Annotated in this window: 16 protein-coding genes; 10 read left to right on the forward strand and 6 right to left on the reverse strand. The window is 45.8% G+C overall.

Annotated elements, in window-relative coordinates; all coding sequences use genetic code 11:
- On the reverse strand, nucleotides 1–421 hold a 421-nt coding region (locus tag WBA89_RS22845), incomplete at its 3' end, for a DnaA N-terminal domain-containing protein (RefSeq protein ID WP_424409679.1).
- Nucleotides 422–631: 210 nt separating this feature from the next.
- Between WBA89_RS22845 and WBA89_RS22850 the strand changes: the two genes are divergently transcribed.
- The 4 genes from WBA89_RS22850 to WBA89_RS22865 all read left to right on the forward strand — a co-directional run bounded on the left by WBA89_RS22850 (nucleotide 632) and on the right by WBA89_RS22865 (nucleotide 4,733).
- Nucleotides 632–1,873 carry an HhoA/HhoB/HtrA family serine endopeptidase gene (locus WBA89_RS22850; protein WP_424409681.1) on the forward strand — a complete coding sequence of 414 codons (1,242 nt, stop codon included), beginning with the start codon at nucleotides 632–634 and terminating at the stop codon, nucleotides 1,871–1,873.
- Nucleotides 1,874–2,371: 498 nt separating this feature from the next.
- Nucleotides 2,372–2,905 (forward strand): peptide deformylase, encoded by a 534-nt coding sequence (gene def, locus WBA89_RS22855; RefSeq protein WP_424409683.1) that lies wholly within the window; start codon nucleotides 2,372–2,374, stop codon nucleotides 2,903–2,905.
- A gap of 192 nt (nucleotides 2,906–3,097) precedes the next feature.
- Entirely contained in the window at nucleotides 3,098–3,670 is a 573-nt protein-coding gene (locus WBA89_RS22860) for a TerD family protein (protein WP_424409685.1), read from the forward strand.
- 463 nt (nucleotides 3,671–4,133) lie between these two features.
- The gene (locus WBA89_RS22865) at nucleotides 4,134–4,733 is read left to right on the forward strand and encodes a TerD family protein (protein ID WP_424409687.1); all 600 of its coding nucleotides are present in this window, start codon (nucleotides 4,134–4,136) and stop codon (nucleotides 4,731–4,733) included.
- Nucleotides 4,734–4,811: 78 nt separating this feature from the next.
- On the opposite strand, the gene WBA89_RS22870 is transcribed toward WBA89_RS22865, so the two are convergent.
- From WBA89_RS22870 to WBA89_RS22880, 3 genes are all read right to left on the reverse strand, one after another.
- Complete coding sequence (locus tag WBA89_RS22870) at nucleotides 4,812–5,684, reverse strand: hypothetical protein (RefSeq protein WP_424409688.1); 873 nt, start codon at nucleotides 5,682–5,684, stop codon at nucleotides 4,812–4,814.
- 151 nt (nucleotides 5,685–5,835) lie between these two features.
- Nucleotides 5,836–7,392 carry a lysine--tRNA ligase gene (gene lysS / locus WBA89_RS22875; RefSeq protein ID WP_424409689.1) on the reverse strand — a complete coding sequence of 519 codons (1,557 nt, stop codon included), beginning with the start codon at nucleotides 7,390–7,392 and terminating at the stop codon, nucleotides 5,836–5,838.
- Between the two features lie 20 nt (nucleotides 7,393–7,412).
- Complete coding sequence (locus WBA89_RS22880) at nucleotides 7,413–7,829, reverse strand: hypothetical protein (protein WP_424409690.1); 417 nt, start codon at nucleotides 7,827–7,829, stop codon at nucleotides 7,413–7,415.
- Between the two features lie 29 nt (nucleotides 7,830–7,858).
- Here WBA89_RS22880 and tkt point away from each other — a divergent pair, with 29 nt between their 5' ends.
- The 5 genes from tkt to WBA89_RS22905 all read left to right on the forward strand — a co-directional run bounded on the left by tkt (nucleotide 7,859) and on the right by WBA89_RS22905 (nucleotide 16,621).
- The gene (gene tkt, locus WBA89_RS22885; protein WP_424409692.1) at nucleotides 7,859–9,874 is read left to right on the forward strand and encodes a transketolase; all 2,016 of its coding nucleotides are present in this window, start codon (nucleotides 7,859–7,861) and stop codon (nucleotides 9,872–9,874) included.
- Between the two features lie 569 nt (nucleotides 9,875–10,443).
- Nucleotides 10,444–13,260: a PAS domain S-box protein gene (locus WBA89_RS22890; RefSeq protein WP_424409694.1), complete on the forward strand. Its 2,817-nt coding sequence runs from the start codon at nucleotides 10,444–10,446 to the stop codon at nucleotides 13,258–13,260.
- Between the two features lie 49 nt (nucleotides 13,261–13,309).
- On the forward strand, nucleotides 13,310–13,759 hold the full coding sequence (locus tag WBA89_RS22895) for a response regulator (RefSeq protein WP_424409696.1): 450 nt from the start codon (nucleotides 13,310–13,312) through the stop codon (nucleotides 13,757–13,759).
- Between the two features lie 139 nt (nucleotides 13,760–13,898).
- A complete protein-coding gene (locus WBA89_RS22900; protein ID WP_424409697.1) occupies nucleotides 13,899–15,419 on the forward strand; it encodes an ATP-binding protein in 1,521 nt (506 codons plus the stop codon).
- 104 nt (nucleotides 15,420–15,523) lie between these two features.
- Nucleotides 15,524–16,621 carry a hybrid sensor histidine kinase/response regulator gene (locus WBA89_RS22905; protein WP_424409698.1) on the forward strand — a complete coding sequence of 366 codons (1,098 nt, stop codon included), beginning with the start codon at nucleotides 15,524–15,526 and terminating at the stop codon, nucleotides 16,619–16,621.
- Between the two features lie 137 nt (nucleotides 16,622–16,758).
- Here WBA89_RS22905 and WBA89_RS22910 read toward each other — a convergent pair whose 3' ends face one another.
- Complete coding sequence (locus WBA89_RS22910; RefSeq protein WP_424409699.1) at nucleotides 16,759–17,160, reverse strand: ExbD/TolR family protein; 402 nt, start codon at nucleotides 17,158–17,160, stop codon at nucleotides 16,759–16,761.
- Nucleotides 17,144–17,803 carry a MotA/TolQ/ExbB proton channel family protein gene (locus tag WBA89_RS22915; protein WP_424409700.1) on the reverse strand — a complete coding sequence of 220 codons (660 nt, stop codon included), beginning with the start codon at nucleotides 17,801–17,803 and terminating at the stop codon, nucleotides 17,144–17,146. The genes WBA89_RS22910 and WBA89_RS22915 overlap by 17 nt, the downstream gene beginning before the upstream one ends.
- Before the next feature lie 723 nt (nucleotides 17,804–18,526).
- Here WBA89_RS22915 and WBA89_RS22920 point away from each other — a divergent pair.
- Nucleotides 18,527–19,368 (forward strand): hypothetical protein (locus WBA89_RS22920; RefSeq protein WP_424409701.1); only part of this gene is annotated, 842 nt, incomplete at its 3' end.

Genomic DNA, 19,368 nt, shown 5'->3' on the forward strand with positions numbered 1-19,368 from the left:
GGGAAGCAGCATGAGCCATGCGGTTGTTGGAACCGACGACAAAGCGGGAAAATACGTATTTGGGGTTTAAATTGGCGGGTTTGGGAGGGTGAAGCGAGTTGCTTTCGGGGGCATCGGCGATGGGGGACGGCCAAATCGTGGCTCCCTGGCTGCTGTCGTCTGTTTCATTTCCTCTGGCAATTGTCAAGTAAATTTCTACGGGATAGCCGAGAATTTCTTCAACTGCACTGGCAATTGTTTTGACGTAGTATTTTTGCAACCAATTGCGAGCAAAGGGGTTGGGGGCGCTGACGATCAAACAGTTATTTTCGAGCTGTTCGGCTCTGGCAGTTTTGATCCACGTTTCAAAGCTAGGTCTGCTCAGTTGTACCTGGAGACGTTCAAGTATCTGATTCCACAGATTTTCGAGGGGAATGTCCATCGCTCACCTCTGCCGATCGGCATTCAAGAGATTTAGTCTACTCTAGAGAGTTTAGTCCTCAGATGCTAAAGTTTAAGGGAGTCTGCCGTAGCACGGGCGAGGGCGGGACGCCATCGCCCAAAAATTTGGCGGCCCGGCTGCGATACAGCAGGTATCAAAGAGCTGCTAGGCAAATATTTAAAATTGGCAGGAAAGCCTAAAAACATGGCTATGAAGAGTTCTACAGGCAAGTTTTGGAAGCAACCGGCAATTTACATATTGCTGCTGGTAACGGGAGCCGGAGCCGCCATGTTGGGCGATCGGCTGACGGTTCCTCAATTACGAGGAAATTCTGGCGATTCGGGACAAGAGGCGCTGCAACCGAAATTGCAACTGCCTCCCAAGACTGAGGTTCAAGGTAGCAAAGTATTGCCGCCCGTTCCCTTGTCGGGGGATGCAGCCAATGTGAATTTCATTGTGGCCGCGGTGGCAAAAGTTGGCCCGGCAGTGGTGCGGATCGACGCTTCGCGCCTGGTGAAACCGGGAAATAGAAGGCTGTCACCGGAAGATTTTTTTCGCGCCGAACCGAATTCGGGCAGCCGGGGCGGGATCGAACGGGGTACGGGTTCGGGTTTTGTCATCGGGGCTGACGGCGTGATTCTCACTAACGCTCACGTTGTAGAGGGTGCAGATACGGTAAATGTAACTCTCAGGGACGGCCGCAGCTATCAGGGGCGGGTGTTGGGGGCGGATAAGGTGACGGATGTGGCTGTGGTGAAGATTGAGGCGAATGCTCTGCCTGTGGCGGCGATCGGCAATTCCGATCGGCTGTTGTCTGGGGAATGGGCGATCGCCATCGGCAATCCTTTAGGTTTGGACAATTCGGTAACTGCGGGGATTATTAGCGCTACGGGGCGATCGAGCTCTGACGTGGGCGTGCCCGACAAGCGCATCGGTTTTATTCAAACAGACGCTGCAATCAATCCGGGGAATTCCGGCGGCCCGCTGCTGAATGCTTCGGGCGAAGTTATTGGGATGAATACGGCGATTATTCAAGGGGCTCAAGGGTTGGGCTTTGCGATTCCAATTCAGGCGGCGCAACAGGTAGCGCAGGAACTGATTTCCACCGGGAAAGTCGAACACGCTTATTTGGGCATTGAAATGGCGACGCTGACTCCTGATGTTAAGCAGCAAATTAACAGCAATCCTAATAGCAATTTGCGAGTTGCAGTCGATCGCGGTGTCGCTATTGTCAGCGTAGTTCCTAATTCACCCGCTGCGGCGGCCGGTTTGCGGGCTGGAGATGTGATTCAAAAGCTTAACAATCAGCCGATTATTCAGTCGGAAGCTGTTCAGGAATACGTACAAAATGCTAAGGTTGGCGGTCTGTTGCAAATGGAGATTAATCGCAACGGGCAAATAGTTAATTTAACTGTACAACCGGGGAGTTTGCCAGTTCAAAAAATTAGATAATTAGTTGTTAGTTGTTAGTTGTTAGTTGTTAGTTGTTAGTTGTTAGTTGTTAGTTGTTAGTTGTTAGTTGTTAGTTGTTAGTTGTTAGTTGTTAGTTGTTAGTTGTTAGTCAACAGTCAACAGTCAACAGTCAACAGTCAACAGTCAATCAACTGCTAACAATATTGCTCGTTACCAGGCTCTGCCTGGTAATGCAGATCCGGAGGCTCTGCCTCCTTTTATCTGGCAACCTACAGGAGAGAGGACTGTAGGATGTGTTTAAGTTATTAAGTTTTCGATCCTTAGTTGTTAGTTGTTAGTTGATGGTTGACAGAAAAGCAGTAGTTATTAGTTAACAGTTAACAGTCAACACTCAACAGTCAACAGCTAACAATTCCCAATGACTAATGACTAATGACTACTGACTACTGACTACTGACTACTGACTACTGACTAATGACTACTGACTACTGACTACTGACTACTGACTACTGACTACTGACTACTAACAAATTACCAATGGCAGAAATCTTACAAATCTCACAATTAGGAAATCCCGTACTGCGCCAACCGTCGCAAGTTGTCGAGAATGTTAAGGACGATCGCATTCAACAGTTGATTGACAGCTTAATATTTACAGTACAGCAGGCAAACGGAGTGGGGATTGCCGCCCCTCAAGCGGCTCAGTCCGATCGGCTGTTCGTCGTCGCATCCCGCCCCAACCTGCGGTATCCCCAAGCCCCGAAGATGGAACCGACGGCGATGATTAATCCCCGGATTCTCGCTGCATCCACAGAAACAGTCAAAGACTGGGAAGGCTGTTTGAGCATTCCGGGGATTCGCGGCTTGGTACCCAGAAGCAGGGCGATCGAGATCGAATACACTTGTAGAAACGGCAAACTCCACCGACAACAACTCACAGACTTCGTAGCCCGTATTTTTCAACACGAACACGACCATTTAGACGGCATCGTGTTTTTAGACAGAGTGGAAAGCACCCAAGAACTCATCACCGAAGATGAGTACCAAAAGCAAATTGTCAACCTCCTCTAGTCTAAAGCATCCAGAGTACAAAGCCCCCAGATTTATCCGCAGGGTCAATTCTACAATCTCAAATCCCAAATTTAAAATCTCAAATTGATTCAAAGAGTCTCAGCAGCAATTTGTCAAGCTTCTCTAATAATTGATATAATATTGATATAATTGCGATCGGTAACGCTAGTGATGTTGTGAATAGGAGGGCAAATGTCCATCAACTTAGAAAAAGGCGGGAGAATCAATCTCTCGAAAGAAGCACCGGGGCTGCAAAAAGCCGGGATCGGTTTGGGATGGGATACTAATGCTACGGACACGGGCGGGTCGTTTGACTTAGATGCTTCCGTGTTTATGTTGGGGGCTACTGCGAAAATCCCCAGCGAAAAATACTTTGTTTTTTACAACAACAAACAGTCGCCCGATTCTTCTGTAATACATCTAGGAGATAGCCTAACCGGAGAAGGAGTTGGAGATGATGAAACCGTTACAGTCGATTTAACCAAAGTCGATCCGGCAGTAGAAGAAATTGTGTTTGTTGTCACAATCCACGAAGCAGAATCGAGAAGACAAAACTTCGGTCAAGTGCGGAATGCTTTTATCAGGATTTACGACACAATTACTAACACAGAAGTCACCAAGTACGATTTGGACGAGGATTTTTCTAGGGAGACTGCGGTAGAGTTTGGCAGACTTTACAAGAAAGATGGCGAGTGGAGGTTCCAAGCTGTAGGAGAAGGCTACAATTCTGGCTTGCAGAGTTTTGTAGACAAATATGCCGGATAAAAAATCGGCATAAAAAGTCGATTCCAGCTAAATCAATCGAGGGGAAATTCGGAAGGAGTACGAATATTCCCCTTGATTCTTAGCAATCAGACGCATGAGAGATAGACAAAATGGGAACTCAATAAAAGCAGGACTCATCGGTAGCGAGAAACCCGATTTCGGATTCTACAAATTTTGCGTTGAGTGACAACAAATCTGCCAAGAAACCGGGTTTCATACCATCTCCGGTCAATTACCCCTAATATAGTAGGGGCGGGTTCACCCAAATATCTGCCAACAATCTCCAATCACAAAAACCCGCCCAGCTTTTAATCTCTGTCGAGAGACAGGACTTGATATCAGGAATTCCCACAGGTGAACAGCAGTTGTGAGGAGGCAGTCAGCGCTGCCATCCTTAGCATCCAAAACTGTCCGAAGTCTTGCTAAAAAATCTCCACAATAAACCGTACAAAATCACAAAACTATGGCTATCAACCTAACCAAAGGACAATCAATCGTTCTCAGCAAAAGCGAATTCGACTTATCCCGACTGACAATGGCTTTAGGCTGGGATGTTGCAAAAACTAAAAAAGGTCTTTTCGGCAGAAGCAGCGGTGCAAACTTTGACTTAGATTCCTACGCTATGCTGCTGGGAGAAAACGGCAAATTAAAAAATTACAAAGAAGATGTAATTTATTACTCTCATTTGGAGTCAAAGGACAAAACAGTTGTACACTCAGGCGACAATCTCACCGGAGAGGGAGACGGCGACGACGAACAAATATTGGTGAAACTGAGCTCGTTGCCATCAGAATATCACAAAATAATTTTGGGCGTAAATATTTACGATGCCAAAAATAGAAAACAGCATTTTGGCATGGTAGAAAATGCTTACGTGAGGGCTGTAGATGCAGCCGGTAAAGAAATAGCCCGCTATCGCTTGTCAAATGACCCTTCCTATGAAGGAAAGTTAAATATGTTGATGGGAGAAATTTATCGAGAAGGCGGCGAGTGGAAATTTAAGGCTTTGGGAGATCCTTTGGCTGAGGATATGAACGGTGTTGTCGGTTCGTTTATGCGGTGAGAAGTAGGTCAACCTAATCGTCGCGATCGCTGTTAGATCCTCGACTTCTTTAAGAAGTCGGGGTTCTGCGTGTTCTGGTTAATTTAATCCCGATTCAGAAAAAGCCCGATCGATTTCTGAAGCGATATTTAACTGGGAAGACCAATGTTGCAGGTAAGCCCTATCTAACGAATCTGCCTGAAGTTTCATCACTCCTAGAATATCTCGCCATTGCTTGTCTGACTGAAATCTTGACATTCTGTACCAAATGAGTTTTTGCAAAATTATATCTTCGGGGCTACAGATATAAAAGGTTAATTCTGGTCTGTCGTCTGGGTAGAATTGCTGTCGGCGATCGAGCTGAGATTGCTCGTATTCGCGATCGGGTTTAATCAAATAAATGTCTGCTTTAATGGCTGTCTCTAGGTGAATGACGTTGAAACTTGAACTTCTCCCCCTCAAAGCGTCTTCAACTGCAATATCGCTGATGTAGAATTCGCTTTGCATTGCTTGAATGAGGGACTGAGTTTGTTCTTTTCGGATGCTGATAGCAATGTCTGCATCCTGAGTAGATCTGGGTTCGCCGTGAGCGGAACTAGCAATTGAACCGCCAACATAGTAGGGAATTGACAGTGTATCTAGGATGTTACCAATTTTAGCTGCTAACCAGATCGGATCTTGCATTACAAGTTTTGTCTCTAGTAATTGGGCAATTTTAATAAATTCTTGTCCTAAAGTTGCTTTGATAAACTCTTGTTTGAGGTAGATGGAATCTAATTGAGGGTTGCGTTTTTTGATTCCCGATAAGGCTAATTGGCGGCAGCCCCTCGTGGCAGCAGAGGCTAATGCTAATCTCTTTGCGGGCGGCATTTGCCTCCAGAGATTAAACTGGATGATTTCTACTTCAATACAGGTGTCTGATGCTTGAGGTTGATATCTTGGTTTGAGGGTAACTGACTCACTTAAAATCATGTGCGATAGGTGGGTTAGTTAAATAAACAAAAACATTATAACTGGCGCGATAATTTTTATTTCAAATGTCATAAATATTAATATTTAGCTGCCACAAGCGAGATCCCCGACTTCTCTAAGAAGTCGGGGATCTGAACGGAACTCAAATGTTTTACGAATCTTTGACCGGCCGCATTGTCGGGAACATCACCGCATCTCGGATGCTTTGAGTATTAGTTAAAAGCATCACCAATCTGTCTACACCAATGCCCATTCCGGCACAGTTAGGCATTCCCAAAGATAGAGCTTGAATAAAGTCTTCATCCATTGGATGCGCTTCGTCATCGCCTGCATTTTTTTGCGCCAACTGTTCTTCAAACCGCTTTCTTTGCTCTTTCGGATCGTTCAATTCTGAGAAACCGTTCGAGTATTCTGTGCCGTTGATAAATAGCTCGAAACGCTCGACAAATCCGGGTTTGCTGCGGTGTCCTTTGGCTAGGGGACTGACTTCGACTGGGTAGTCGATGATGAATGTAGGTTGAATTAGTTTGGGGACAACTAATTTGTCAAAAACTGCGTAGAGTACGTAGCCTAAACTCTGTTTTTCTAACTTGGAAAGGTGCAGTTCGAGTTTGGTTGCAGAGGATATTGCACTTTCTAAGTCCAAACTGTCAAAATCTAGTCCAAACTCGTCTCTGACAGCTTCTACCATTGTTTTCACTTGCCAGTGTTTGCCGCTAAAACCGGGATATTTTTCGCTGTAGTCGTATTTACGTTCTAAACTGATTGTTTCTCCCTGATTTTCTATTTCCCGCACATCGCCAAATATTTCTGCTGCTGCGAAACAAATCACATCTTCGACAACTGTTAAAATGTCGAAGACATCGGCATAAGCTTGGTAAACTTCTAAGGAGGTAAATTCGGGATTGTGGGTGCTGTCAATGCCCTCATTTCTAAAGGCTTTTCCTAGTTCAAATACTCGCTCAAAACCGCCACAAATTGCTCTTTTTAAGAACAATTCTGGGGCAACGCGCAAATACAAATCTACTTCTAAAGCATTGTGGTGGGTGATGAATGGTTTAGCGGCTGCACCGCCGTAAATAGCTTGCAGTGTCGGCGTTTCTATTTCGTAAAAGTTGGCTTTCCAAAGATAGGAACGGATGCTTTGGACGATGCGGCTTCGCAGCATGAAACGGTTGAGGGATTCTTGGTTGCTTGCTAAGTCCATTTCGCGGTGGCGGCGGCAAACTTCGGGGTCGTTGATGCCGTAATAAGCATCGGGAAATTGGATCGTAGCTTTTGATAAAAGCGTGAATTCCCGGACTAAAATAGAAAGTTCTCCCCTGGGGGTGCGGCAGCCGATGCCTTCTACGCCGACAAAATCGCCGACATCAAGCAATTTTTTGATTTGTTCAAAGCTCAAACCGACTTCGCCGGTGACGATGGCTTTTTCGATTTTGAGTTGAATTTTGTCTGTGGCGTCTTTTAAATCGATGAAGCCAATTTTGCCGCTGTCTCGCTTGGAAATAATGCGACCGGCTAATCGCAGGGGAATTTCTTCGGGGTCGCTTTGTCCGTTTTCGAGTTCTTTTCCTGGCTGACTAAATATTTCGCGAACTTGTTGGGCTGTGTGCGATCGCGCGTAGGATTGACTGGGATACGGTTCTATGCCTTGCGATCGCAGTTCGTCTACTTTTTGACTGCGGACTTCGGCTTCACTCAGAGTCATTAGTTATTGCCTAATTAAAATTACCAATATCTTAGCTCTTGCACTGCATTGTCACATTCACAGGCTTTCTGGTCTGTTCCACAACTCAATTCTTTTGTGGGTAGGCCGACGGCGGATGCCCGAAAGCTCGATCGCAACAGGTGCAAGATGTCAGAAACACCAAACTCTATCATAACTGAGCTGCCTGACGGGGCCAATTTGCTAAATAATTCAGATACAGGCTGCTTTTTGTACCCTGGCTGCTGAAATATTTGCGATCGCAAATTGTTACCGACAGCACAAAGCGGGCGAAACATTAAAAAATTAAGTTGTCTGTCGGTCGCAACAGGTGAGATGATATGTAGTGCAGTCTCACGGCAGTTCCACAAAAACTCAATAGCAGACACGCGAGCGATCGAACTCGACTCATCGCACCTCTGCCAAAATTGACCGCACACACTCTTTCTTAAATATAAAAACCAGAATTATGGCTGTTGCAACTCAATCACTCGAAGAACTCTGCATCAACTCTATCCGCTTTCTCGCCATCGATGCGGTAGAAAAAGCAAAATCAGGACACCCAGGACTGCCGATGGGCGCTGCGCCTATGGCCTTCGTGCTGTGGGATCGCTTCATGCGGTTCAACCCTAAAAACCCCAAGTGGTTCAATCGCGATCGCTTCGTACTCTCCGCCGGCCACGGCTGTATGCTGCAGTACGCCCTCATGTACCTCGCCGGCTACGATAGCGTCAGCCTCGACGACATCAAGCAATTCCGTCAGTGGGAATCCAAAACCCCCGGACACCCGGAAAACTTCATCACCGAAGGCGTAGAAGTTACCACCGGCCCCCTGGGACAAGGCATTGCTAACGCCGTCGGTTTGGCAATGGCAGAAGCTCACCTCGCTGCCAGATTTAACAAGCCCGACCACACCATTGTTGACCACCACACCTATGTCATCATGGGTGACGGCTGCCACATGGAAGGCATTTCAGGCGAAGCTTGTTCTTTGGCCGGACACCTCGGACTGGGCAAATTAATCGCCCTCTACGATGACAATCACATCTCCATTGAAGGCGACACTGACTTAGCCTTTACTGAAGATGTCGGCAAGCGTTTTGAAGCCTACAACTGGCACGTCATTACAGTAGACAATACCAACCTCGACGAAGATACTAACGCAGAAGCAGTTCACAAAGCTATTGAAGAAGCCAAAAAAGTCACGGACAAACCGTCTCTGATCAAAGTCCGCACAGTCATCGGTTACGGTTCTCCCAACAAGCGCAATTCTTACAGTTCTCACGGTGCTGCTTTGGGTACCGATGAAGTGAAAGCAACTCGCGATTTCTTGAAGTGGGAATACGCACCGTTTGAGGTTCCTGATGATGCTTTGGCTCACTTCCGCAAAGCAGTCGATCGCGGTGCTAAATCCGAGCAAGAATGGAATAAAACTTTTGCAGATTATAAAGCAAAATATCCTGCAGAAGCAGCAGAATACGAGCGCAGCGTTGCTGGCAAACTTCCTGAAGGTTGGGATAAAGTTTTGCCGACTTACAAGGCAGAAGATAAGGCTGATTCGACTCGCAACCATTCTGGAAAATGTTTGAATGCTTTGGCTGCTGTCCTACCTGGATTGATCGGCGGTTCCGCTGACTTGGCATCTTCTAACATGACTCTGCTCAAGGGTGAAAAAGACTTCCAAAAAGGTCAATACGAAGGACGCAACCTGCGCTTTGGCGTGCGGGAACACGCTATGGGCGCGATCGCCAACGGCTTAGTCCTCCACGGCGGTTTGATTCCTTACTGTGCAACATTCTTGGTATTTGCTGACTATATGCGGGGCGCAATTCGCCTGTCTGCACTGTCGGAAGCAGGAGTTATCTATGTAATGACTCACGACTCCGTAGCCTTGGGCGAAGATGGCCCCACTCACCAACCCGTGGAAACCATCGCTTCTCTGCGCGCAATTCCCGATTTGTTGGTAATGCGCCCTGCAGACGGAAATGAAACATCCGGCGCTTACAAAGTGGCAATTGAAGGCCGCACCCGCCCGACTTTGATGGCTTTGTCCCGTCAAAACCTGCCAAATTTGGCCGGAAGCTCGATCGAAGGAACAGCCAAAGGCGCTTACATTTTGTCCGACGACGGCGGCACTCCCGACATCATTTTAATCGGCACCGGCGGCGAAACATACCTCTGCGTTGATGCCGCTGAAAAATTGCGCGCCGCCGGCAAAAAAGTCCGCGTCGTTTCGATGCCTTGCTGGGAATTGTTCGACGCACAAGATGCGGCTTACCGCGAATCAGTATTCCCGAAAGCTGTTACCAAGCGGTTAGCAGTCGAAGCGGCTTCTAGCTTCGGCTGGGGACGTTATTTGGGCGCTGAAGGTGACAGCTTGAGCATTGACAGATTTGGTGCTTCTGCACCGGGCACCGTTGCTTTAGAAAAGTTTGGCTATACCGTTGATAATGTAGTAGCTAAAGCTAAGGCACTCTTGGGTTAATCGCAGCAGCATAATGAATGATGGGGCGGGCTTTTGGCTCGCCCCATTTTTTTATAGCATAAATAAATTTGGCAACAACCAATGTACGGGATGTACTATGAATTCCGGTTGCACTCATCGGGAATGGTTGACTGTTGACTGTTGACTGTTGGCTGTTGGCTGTTGGCTGTTGACTCGATTTTATTATTGGGATGCAACCGGAAACGATATAACCGATAAATAAAACAAGGCTTGAGTTTTTATGTTGTAGGTTGGGTTGAGCTACAGCGAAACCCAACTTAAACAATAAAAATTAAATTTCGTTCCGATATTTGAGCGATAAAAGTTGGGTTTCGTTCCTCAACCCAACCTACACTATCAACTTTGTAAGCTGTCGCGCAAATAAACATTGCATGTGCAGGGCGGGCGGGACACCCCACTCATTGTTTTATTGTTTTTTGACGTACAGTTTAAATGCCGCAACAGCTTAGTAGGTTTCAACCGCCGATCGATCTTAAAAATTTGAGATAAGTTATAAGTTATAGCTCAGATCCAGTTTTATTCTTTTAACTGGCTGTAAATCCTACCTTATGCTCTGGAATTTCTTAAATAACTGGTTATTCATCGGGAACTATATTCCTCACGGCCACTGTTACCTGTGGCAGCGAGAATTAGTCGGACTCCACATAGTCTCAGACTTCGCAATCGCCCTGGCTTACTACTCAATACCCGTATCGCTGATTTATGTTGTCATTCAACGAAAAAACTTGCCCTTTCGCAACATCTTTTGGCTGTTCGCAGCCTTTATTCTCTCCTGCGGCACTACTCATGCGATGGAAGTTTGGACGCTTTGGCATCCTGTTTATTGGCTTTCTGGGAGCTTGAAACTGATAACCGCAGTCATTTCTGCTTACACAGCTTTCGCATTGATTCCGTTAATTCCTGAAGCATTAGTTTTCACGAGTCCCGCTCAATTAGGAATGATTAATCAAATACTGCAAACAGAAATCGCCGAACGTCGAGAAAGTGACGCTCGCTATCAAACTTTAACAGAAGCTTCGCCTGTCGGAATATTTTATGCTGACAATTCAAAAAACTGTTTGTATGTCAACGAACGCTGGTGTCAAATTGCTGGAATTACCTGCGATGAAGCTTTAGGTAAAGGGTGGTTGCGAGGCATTCATCCAGACGATCGCGAGAGCGTTTTTGCTCAATGGTATAGCGTCGCGCAGGAGCAATTGCCGTTTAAATCTGAGTACCGCTTTCAACGTCTTGATGGCGGTCAGGTGAAGTGGGTGTTCGCTCAAGCTGTCGGTCAAATCGGAGAAAATGGGGAGGTTAAAAGTTATGTGTGTACCGTTACTGACATTACAGAACGCAAGCTGGTAGAAGAGGAAAATCGACTGCTCAATGAAACTCTGGAAAATCGAATTGCGGAGCGCACTGCTCAAATGGAAATTTCCAACCAACAATTGCAAAACGAAGTAGCTTACAGACAAAAAATTGCGACAAATTTATTAGAATTAACGCAACTGCAAAATGCGATTCTTAACAGCGCTAACTACACAATTATTTCCACAGATACCGACGGTACTATTAAAACATTTAATCGCGCCGCCCAGAAACTTTTAGGCTATTCCCCCGAAGAAGTGGTGGGAAAATTCACGCCAGAAATCATTCACGATCCTCTGGAAATCAGCAAAAGAGCAGAAGTTCTTTCTCAAGAATTGGGAATGAAAATAGAGCCTAGATTTGATATTTTTGTTACTTTGCCGCGCCGGGGAATACCTGACGAAAATGAATGGACTTACATTCGCAAAGATGGTTCGCGGTTTCCGGTGCAATTGTCGGTGACTGCCTTATTTGATACTGAAGGAAATATCACTGGTTTTTTGGGTATCGGTCAAGATATTAGCGATGCCGTGGCGGCAGCTACGCAACGCAAACAAGCTGAAAAAGAGCTGCGCGACCTCACCAATGCCCTGCAAAATGCGGTGGAAGGCATTTCGCGGCTGGACGTTGAGGGACGCTATGTGAAGATTAACCGAGCTTACGCTCATACCTGCGGTTACGAACCGGAAGAAATGTTCGGCATGGCATGGCCGCTTACTGTACATCCTGACGATGTTGAGATGTTGACATTAGCTTATCAGGAAATGCTAATTTCTGGCAAAGTAGAAGTTGAAGCTAGAGGCATTCGGAAAAATGGCTCGTTTTTTTACAAGCAAGTAACGATGGTAACAGCTTGCGACGAAGGAGGAATATTTAACGGCCACCACTGTTTTATGAAAGATATCACCGATCGCAAATTAACTGAAACAGCTTTGCAGGAAAGCGAATTTAAGTACAGGCAAATAGTTGAATTAGCCGAAGAAGGTATTTGGGTAATTGACAGCAATGCCCGCACGACTTATGTCAACCGCGCAATGGCGCGAATGCTCGGCTATAGTGAATTAGAAATGTTCGGGGCATGGCTTTTGGATTTCATGGACGAACCGGAAAAACAGCAAGCTCTTGAGAAGGTCGAGCGGCGCAAGCAAGGTATTGCTGAACAACACGAATTTAAATTCAAAACCAAAGACGGTAAAGATATTTGGACTTATCTTTCTACCAGTCCTGTATTGGACGAGCAGGGCAATATGCTGTCGTGTTGCGCCTTGGTTTATAATATTACAGACCGCAAAGAGTCTGAGCGGCAAATGCTGCAACTTACAGAAGATTTGAAGCGCTCTAACGAGGAATTAGAACAATTTGCTTATGTGGCTTCTCACGATTTGCAAGAACCGCTCCGAGCCGTTACCAGTTACGCTCAATTGCTGGCCCAACGCTATCAAGGCAATTTGGATGCTAAAGCAGATAAATATATTAATTATATTGTTGACGGCGCTACCAGAATGCAGCAATTGATTAATGATTTGTTGGCCTATTCGCGCCTGGGAACGCGAGGTAAAGAATTTGAGCCAGCCGATTGCAGCGCTGCTGTCAACCAAAGTTTGTCTAATTTGCAAATTGCGATCGCCGAAACAAAAGCTGCCATCACCTGCGAGGCGATGCCAACCGTGATGGCTGATGAATTTCAACTGGTGCAGTTATTCCAAAATTTGCTCGCCAACGGTATCAAATTTTGTCGCGAAGATATCCCGTTGATTCATATCGCTGCGGGCCGGCAAGATAGCGAATGGGTGTTCAGCGTCCGCGATAACGGCATTGGCATCGATCCGCAGTATGCCGATCGCATTTTTATCATTTTTTCTCGCCTGCACGGAAGGCGCGAATATTCCGGTACTGGCATAGGTTTGGCGATGTGCAAGCGCATTGTGGAACGCCACGGCGGGCGCATCTGGGTGGAATCTCAGGAAGGAAAAGGAGCGACTTTTTACTTTACTATTCCTATAATTAGTATCTGAAGGCTTAAATTTCAATTTTTTTTCCTCTAATCAAAAGGATACGTCGGTTATGAGCGATCGAAGCACTGTTAGACCCGTTGAGATTCTGCTGATTGAGGATTCTCCCAGCGATGCCGATTTGGCAATAGAAGCCCTAGGTGAGGGTAAAATATTGAATAACTTGCATTTTGTGGAGGATGGAGTCGAAGCAATCAAGTTTTTACGCAAAAAAGCACCTTATCTGGGCGTACCCCGTCCCGATTTGATTTTGCTTGATTTAAATCTGCCGAAAAAAAGCGGAGTTGAAGTGCTAGAAGAAATTAAAACTGACCCGAAGTTAAAATTAATTCCTGTCGTGATTCTCAGCACTTCAGCAGCTCCCGAAGATATTGTCAAGTCCTACTCGCTCCATGCCAACTGTTACATAATCAAGCCTGTAGACTTCGTACAATTTACTAAAGTAGTCAGGTTAATTGAGGAATTTTGGCTCGCAGTTGTCCAACTTCCTATAACTTATTAATTGATTGATTGAGGAGCTAGGACAGCCCCGCCCGATCCTTGCCCTACCAGAATTCTTAAGTTAAAAATGAAAGAGCCAGCCCAAAAGTTTAATATTATATTTGAATAGTACCAACGTTTAAATCAAAAAGGTGTAAGCTATGTGGATTAAGATTCTGTTAGTAGAAGACAATCCGGCTGATGCTGATTTGCTTGCAGAACTGTTAGAAGTATCTGCGGGAGTGCAGTGGGAACTGGTGTCTGTTGAGTTTCTGCACGAGGCGATCGCCCAACTGTCCAAACAATCCTTTGATATAGTTTTGCTCGACCTTTCTTTGCCCGACAGCCACGGTTTGGAAACCCTAACTAGCCTGCGAGAAGTAGCTCCCGATGTGGCAACGGTGGTAATGACAGGTTTGGACGATGAGGCGATCGCCCTGGAATCAGTGCGCTTGGGAGCTCAAGATTACATTGTTAAAGGTCAAATTACCACCCAATTGTTAGTGCGGACGATCCGTTACGCGATCGAACGATCTCAAACATTTCAAATGCTGCGGGAAAGCGAGCGGCGTTTTCGGGCGATTTTTGACTCTTCGTTTCAGCTTACCAAGCTGCTGACTCCCGAAGGAATCGTGCTGGAAGTGAACCAGACAGCCCTTGATTTTGCCGGAGTTCGATCGCAAAATATTATTGGCTACCCGATTGGGGAACAGTTGATTTGGCAGCAGTCACCAAATGGTAAAGAACAATTAAAAAAAGGCCTCGCCAAAGCTGCTGCGGGCGAGTTTTTTCGCGGCGAAATAGATTTTTTCGGCAAAAGCGGCCAAATTATCACAGTTGATTTCTCGCTGAAACCTGTTAAGAGTGACACGGGACAAGTTTTGCTGCTGATTGCTGAAGCCAGGGATATTAGCGATCGCAAACGAGCCGAAGCGGAAATTCTCAAAGCCCTCGCACGAGAAAAAGAACTCTCAGAATTGCGAGCCAAATTTGTGACAATGGTTTCTCACGAGTTCCGCACCCCTTTGACAACCATCCAATTTTCGACTGGATTGCTGCAAGATTACAGTTCTAAGTGGAGTGAAGATAAAAAATCTACTCATTTTGTGCGGATTCAATTAGCAATTAAACGCATGACAGAGTTATTAGAAGATATCCTCGTAATTGGCAAAATTGAAGCAAACACCTTGCAGTTTCAACCGGTTTCCTTAAACCTCGAAAAATTTTGCCGCCAACTGGTGGAAGAGCAACAGCTCAACGACAGCAACCAACACCCGATCGCCTTTAAACATCAATGCGACAAGTGCGACGCTCAAATGGATGAAAAACTGCTGCGGCAAATCTTGGGAAACGTTCTCTCAAATGCCATCAAATATTCCCCCGCCGGCAGTACAATTTCCTTGCAGCTCAACTGTCAAAATCAAAAAGCTGTTTTCCAAGTTCAAGACAGAGGTATCGGGATTCCCCAAGCCGATTTAGAGCGGATATTGGAAACTTTTTACCGAGCTACAAATGTCGGCACTATTTCGGGAACCGGTCTCGGCTTAGCAATTGTCAAACGGGCTGTGGAACTTCACAGCGGCGAATTGGCGATCGACAGTGAAGAAGGAAAAGGCACAACTTTCACTATTACCTTGCCTTTAATGGTCGATCGCTCAGAACAACTTAATTATCAACTATAAGCATTTGCAGTTCACCCCTTTATTTTATCCCGGAATCAACAATATTGTCAAGTATCTGAACGCAGATGTTTCTAACCAACTATTAATTAAAAGGAGTAATTACCGTGGTAAAAATTTTGGTGATTGAAGACGAAGAAGCGATTAGAGAAAATATTTTAGACTTACTAGAAGCCGAGAATTTTCAAGGAATTGGAGCCAGCAACGGCAAAACCGGCATCAAATTGGCGATCGCCCAAATCCCGGATTTAATTTTGTGCGACATGATGATGCCGGAAATAGACGGTCAAGCCGTCCTCAAAGCCTTGCGCTGCGAACCTCTAACTGCCACAATTCCGTTTATTTTTCTCACAGCCAAAGCCGATAAAAGTGACATTCGCACAGGAATGGAACTGGGAGCAGACGATTACATTACCAAACCTTGTACGCCACAAGAACTCCTAAAAGCAATTGCTATTCGACTTGAAAAATATAAAACAATTAGCACGCAGTCTCAACAAACTCTCAACGAATTGCGAACTAATATTAGTATGTCTCTGCCCCACGAACTGCGGACTCCTTTGAATGCGATCTTGGGTTTTTCTGAACTAATGCTGTCAGAATATCAAGTTTTTGAAGAATCCGAAATTTTAGAAATGATCGGTCAAATTAACACTTCCGGTCATCGCTTGTACAGGCTGATTCAGAATTTTTTGCTCTATGCAGAACTGGAAATAGCCGCCACAAATCCCAAACAGCTTCTTGAGATGCGTAGCAGCGAATTTAGCTGCGTCAAATCTTTGCTGGCTGAAAAAGCGCGGCAGCAAGCAAAACAAGTAAATAGAACAGACGATTTACAATTAAATTTGCAAGATTCGTCGGTGGCTATGGATTCTATAAAACTCACAAAAATTGTCGAGGAACTGCTAGATAATGCCTTCAAATTTTCCTTAGAAGGAACCCCGGTTTTTTTAAGCGCTTTTGTGGAAAATCGGACGTTTGTTTTGTCTGTCAAAGACCGAGGCCGCGGCATGACTGCAGATCAGATTGCACAGCTAGAAGCTTACAGACAGTTCGACCGCCAACTTTACCAACAAGCAGGTTTGGGATTGGGCCTGGCCATCGTTCAACGTCTTGCAGAATTGCACGGAGGAAAATTTAAAATAGAAAGTTTGCCGCATCCAGAAACCATAGTTTCCGTTTCCCTGCCCGTCTCAAAAATTTGAAATTTGAGATTTGGGGATGATTTACTCGATCGGGGTTTGAATCTTCCCTACATTTGCATTATTTGGGGAAAATAGAAACAATAATTATCAATTGACACTCCTGGGTGTGAAGGCACGAGGAGTGTCAAATTAGCTCTCTACTTTGTGGTAGCAATCCCTAACTTAGCTCCCTTAATTCGGCGCAATCTATCCATAACTTCCACAACATTTCCGTGATTGACACTTCGATCGGCATTTAGCACAATTAAGGAGTTCGGATTTGACCCGATCGCCTGTTTCACCGCACCCTCAATCTGGTCTAAGTTTACTGGCTTTTTATCAACCATTAATTTTCCCGATTCATCAATGGTGATGGTAATTTTAGAAGGTGCTTCCTGACTTTGAGAGGTTGTCGCTTTTGGTAAATTTACCGGCAAACCCTCAGATTTTGATAAAGACAGAGAAGAAATGATTAAAAACGTCAATATAGCGAATACCACATCAATCATTGGCACGATGTTGATCTGGGCAATATTATCAGGTTCATCGGGTAGGCGCATAGTTAGATTCTCTTAATAATTTTTCGTAGCGGTGACGGTACAATAACTCTAGCTGACCTCCGGCTTCCTGAATAAAAGCCATCTGCTGCAAGTAAAACCCGCGAAACATATTGGCAAATAGGAGCGTAAAGATTGCCACAACTAACCCCAATGCCGTAGAGACGAGAGCTTCGCTAATCCCACCGGTAACGCCCGCAGCATTGCTGCCCCCGGCATTCCCCAGTTTGAGGGAACTAAAAGTAGTAATTAACCCCAAAACTGTGCCGAGCAATCCAAATAGCGGGGAGAGGCTAATAATGGTGTCAAATATTGTATTGAATCGCTTCAGGATAGGGATTTCTGCCTGAGCCGCACTCTCTAGGGCCAGACGAAATTCTTCGATATTGGGCGAGTCTAATTCTAATGCTTCTAAAAAAATTCTGGCTAAGGGCAAATCGGCATTTACTTGTAACTTTTTGATGGCGGAATCGGGGTTTTGGCTGTAGGTTTGTAGCACTTCCCGCACAACTCGCCGCTGTCGCCGATTTACCCTAAACCAAAAGGCAAGACGCTCTAAAATCAGTGCGACTGCTGCGATTGACGAGGCTAACAGCGGCCAAGCAACAATGCCTGCGGCTTTAAAAATGTAAATCAAAGTATCCATTGGTTTGTATTCTCGTTAGCTGTGTTGAACGATCGCCAACTGCCTAATGGTGCAACGCCGCCCGATCTCCGGCTGGTAGATGTTTCTGCGTCAAGCAGGCACAAGTGATTCAGACGGAGAATTGTTTCACTCCTTGGCGCGATCGCGATCGCACTTCCCGCACTACCTGTATCTGAGTATCTTTGCCTGTAGTCGAAATGCTCCTACTGTTATCCCTATCGATTTTTCTGTCAGTGTTTTGTTGCTAAAATTTGCATTAGGAGTTGACAATAGCAGTCAATAATTAAAAAGATTCTCAACTAGAATTTCACGATTGTTCGGGAATGTCAAGCGATAGCGCAGGAATTTCAATACAAATAAATTATCGCAAGTTATATTATTATAAATAATAGTTATATATAAAATAGCTTGAAAATGCTGGTTTTTTTGGTAGAGTATGGCTTAGAGTATTGCAGTTAAGGAATTGGGGAATTTTATCTGCCAAAGTCAGAACTCGGAGAGCGCCCGCGCAAATAACACGGACAGCAAAATAGAATGCCCGGTGATAGGATAAATTAGCTATAAAAAAAATAACTAAATGAGAATAATTCTAATAAGGTTGAAGGTAATGAGTAGGTCGATCGTAGATGGCAAGCTCAACTAGCAGTTGGTAGTTTTTTTTTGGTTATATGCGGGAGCGAGAATGCTGCCAATCAATCAATTTATGAAGGAGATTCATCGGGCATGAGTTTTTCAAATATTTCGGCGACGCAAAGACAACAACAAGAAGAAGCTCTCAAAAAAGTCCTGGCGATCGGCGTGCTAGCCTCAACCATACTGCACGCTGTTGCACTGCCGTTGAGCCTCAAATTGGTCAAACCGGCTGAGTTTGCAGACGATGCCATTGAAATTGTCATGCTGGATGAACCGAAAGTAGAGGAAATCAAGCCAGAGCCAGCTATTCCAGAAAAGGTATCTGCCCCGCCGGAGACATTCAAACCAGAACCGCCACCAGAGCCAACTCCCCCAGAAGAGCCACCCGTAGCGGTAACGCCACCGCCGATTCCAGAGGAGCTACCCGTAGCAGTAACGCCACCGCCGATTCCAGAGGAAGCCCCGGTAGCGGTAACGCCACCGCCGATTCCAGAAGAGCTACCCGTAGCGGTAACGCCACCGCCGATTCCAGAAGAGCCTTCTGCGATCGCACCGAAACAGGATTTGACTCCCCCAGAAACTCCTCCAAGCCCGATCGCCAACGAACCCAAAACCCCATCGCCCGATCCTCCCAAAAATGATAGCCCCAGAGCCAGTGAGGAACCTCCTAAAAGCGAACCACCCGTTACCCAGTCTCGTCCCAAGGGTGCTGAGAGTTCCCCAGATTTTACTGCAGATGCTGGAAATCCCAAGTCATCGAATAGTCCTGAAAACAATAACTCGCCCTCGCCATCCTCAGAGGCATTAAATCCTGCTTCTGGCCCGATCGCCCGATCGCCCGCAGCCGGCCCGCCAGTCACAGCTACCAGGCCGGGAAGCGGCAGCAATTCGGGAAGTGCGATCGCCGATGTCACAAGCCCAGCAGGAAATCC

Origin of the sequence: Microcoleus sp. (assembly GCF_049646505.1) — a bacterium.
Taxonomy (GTDB): Bacteria; Cyanobacteriota; Cyanobacteriia; order Cyanobacteriales; family Microcoleaceae; genus Microcoleus.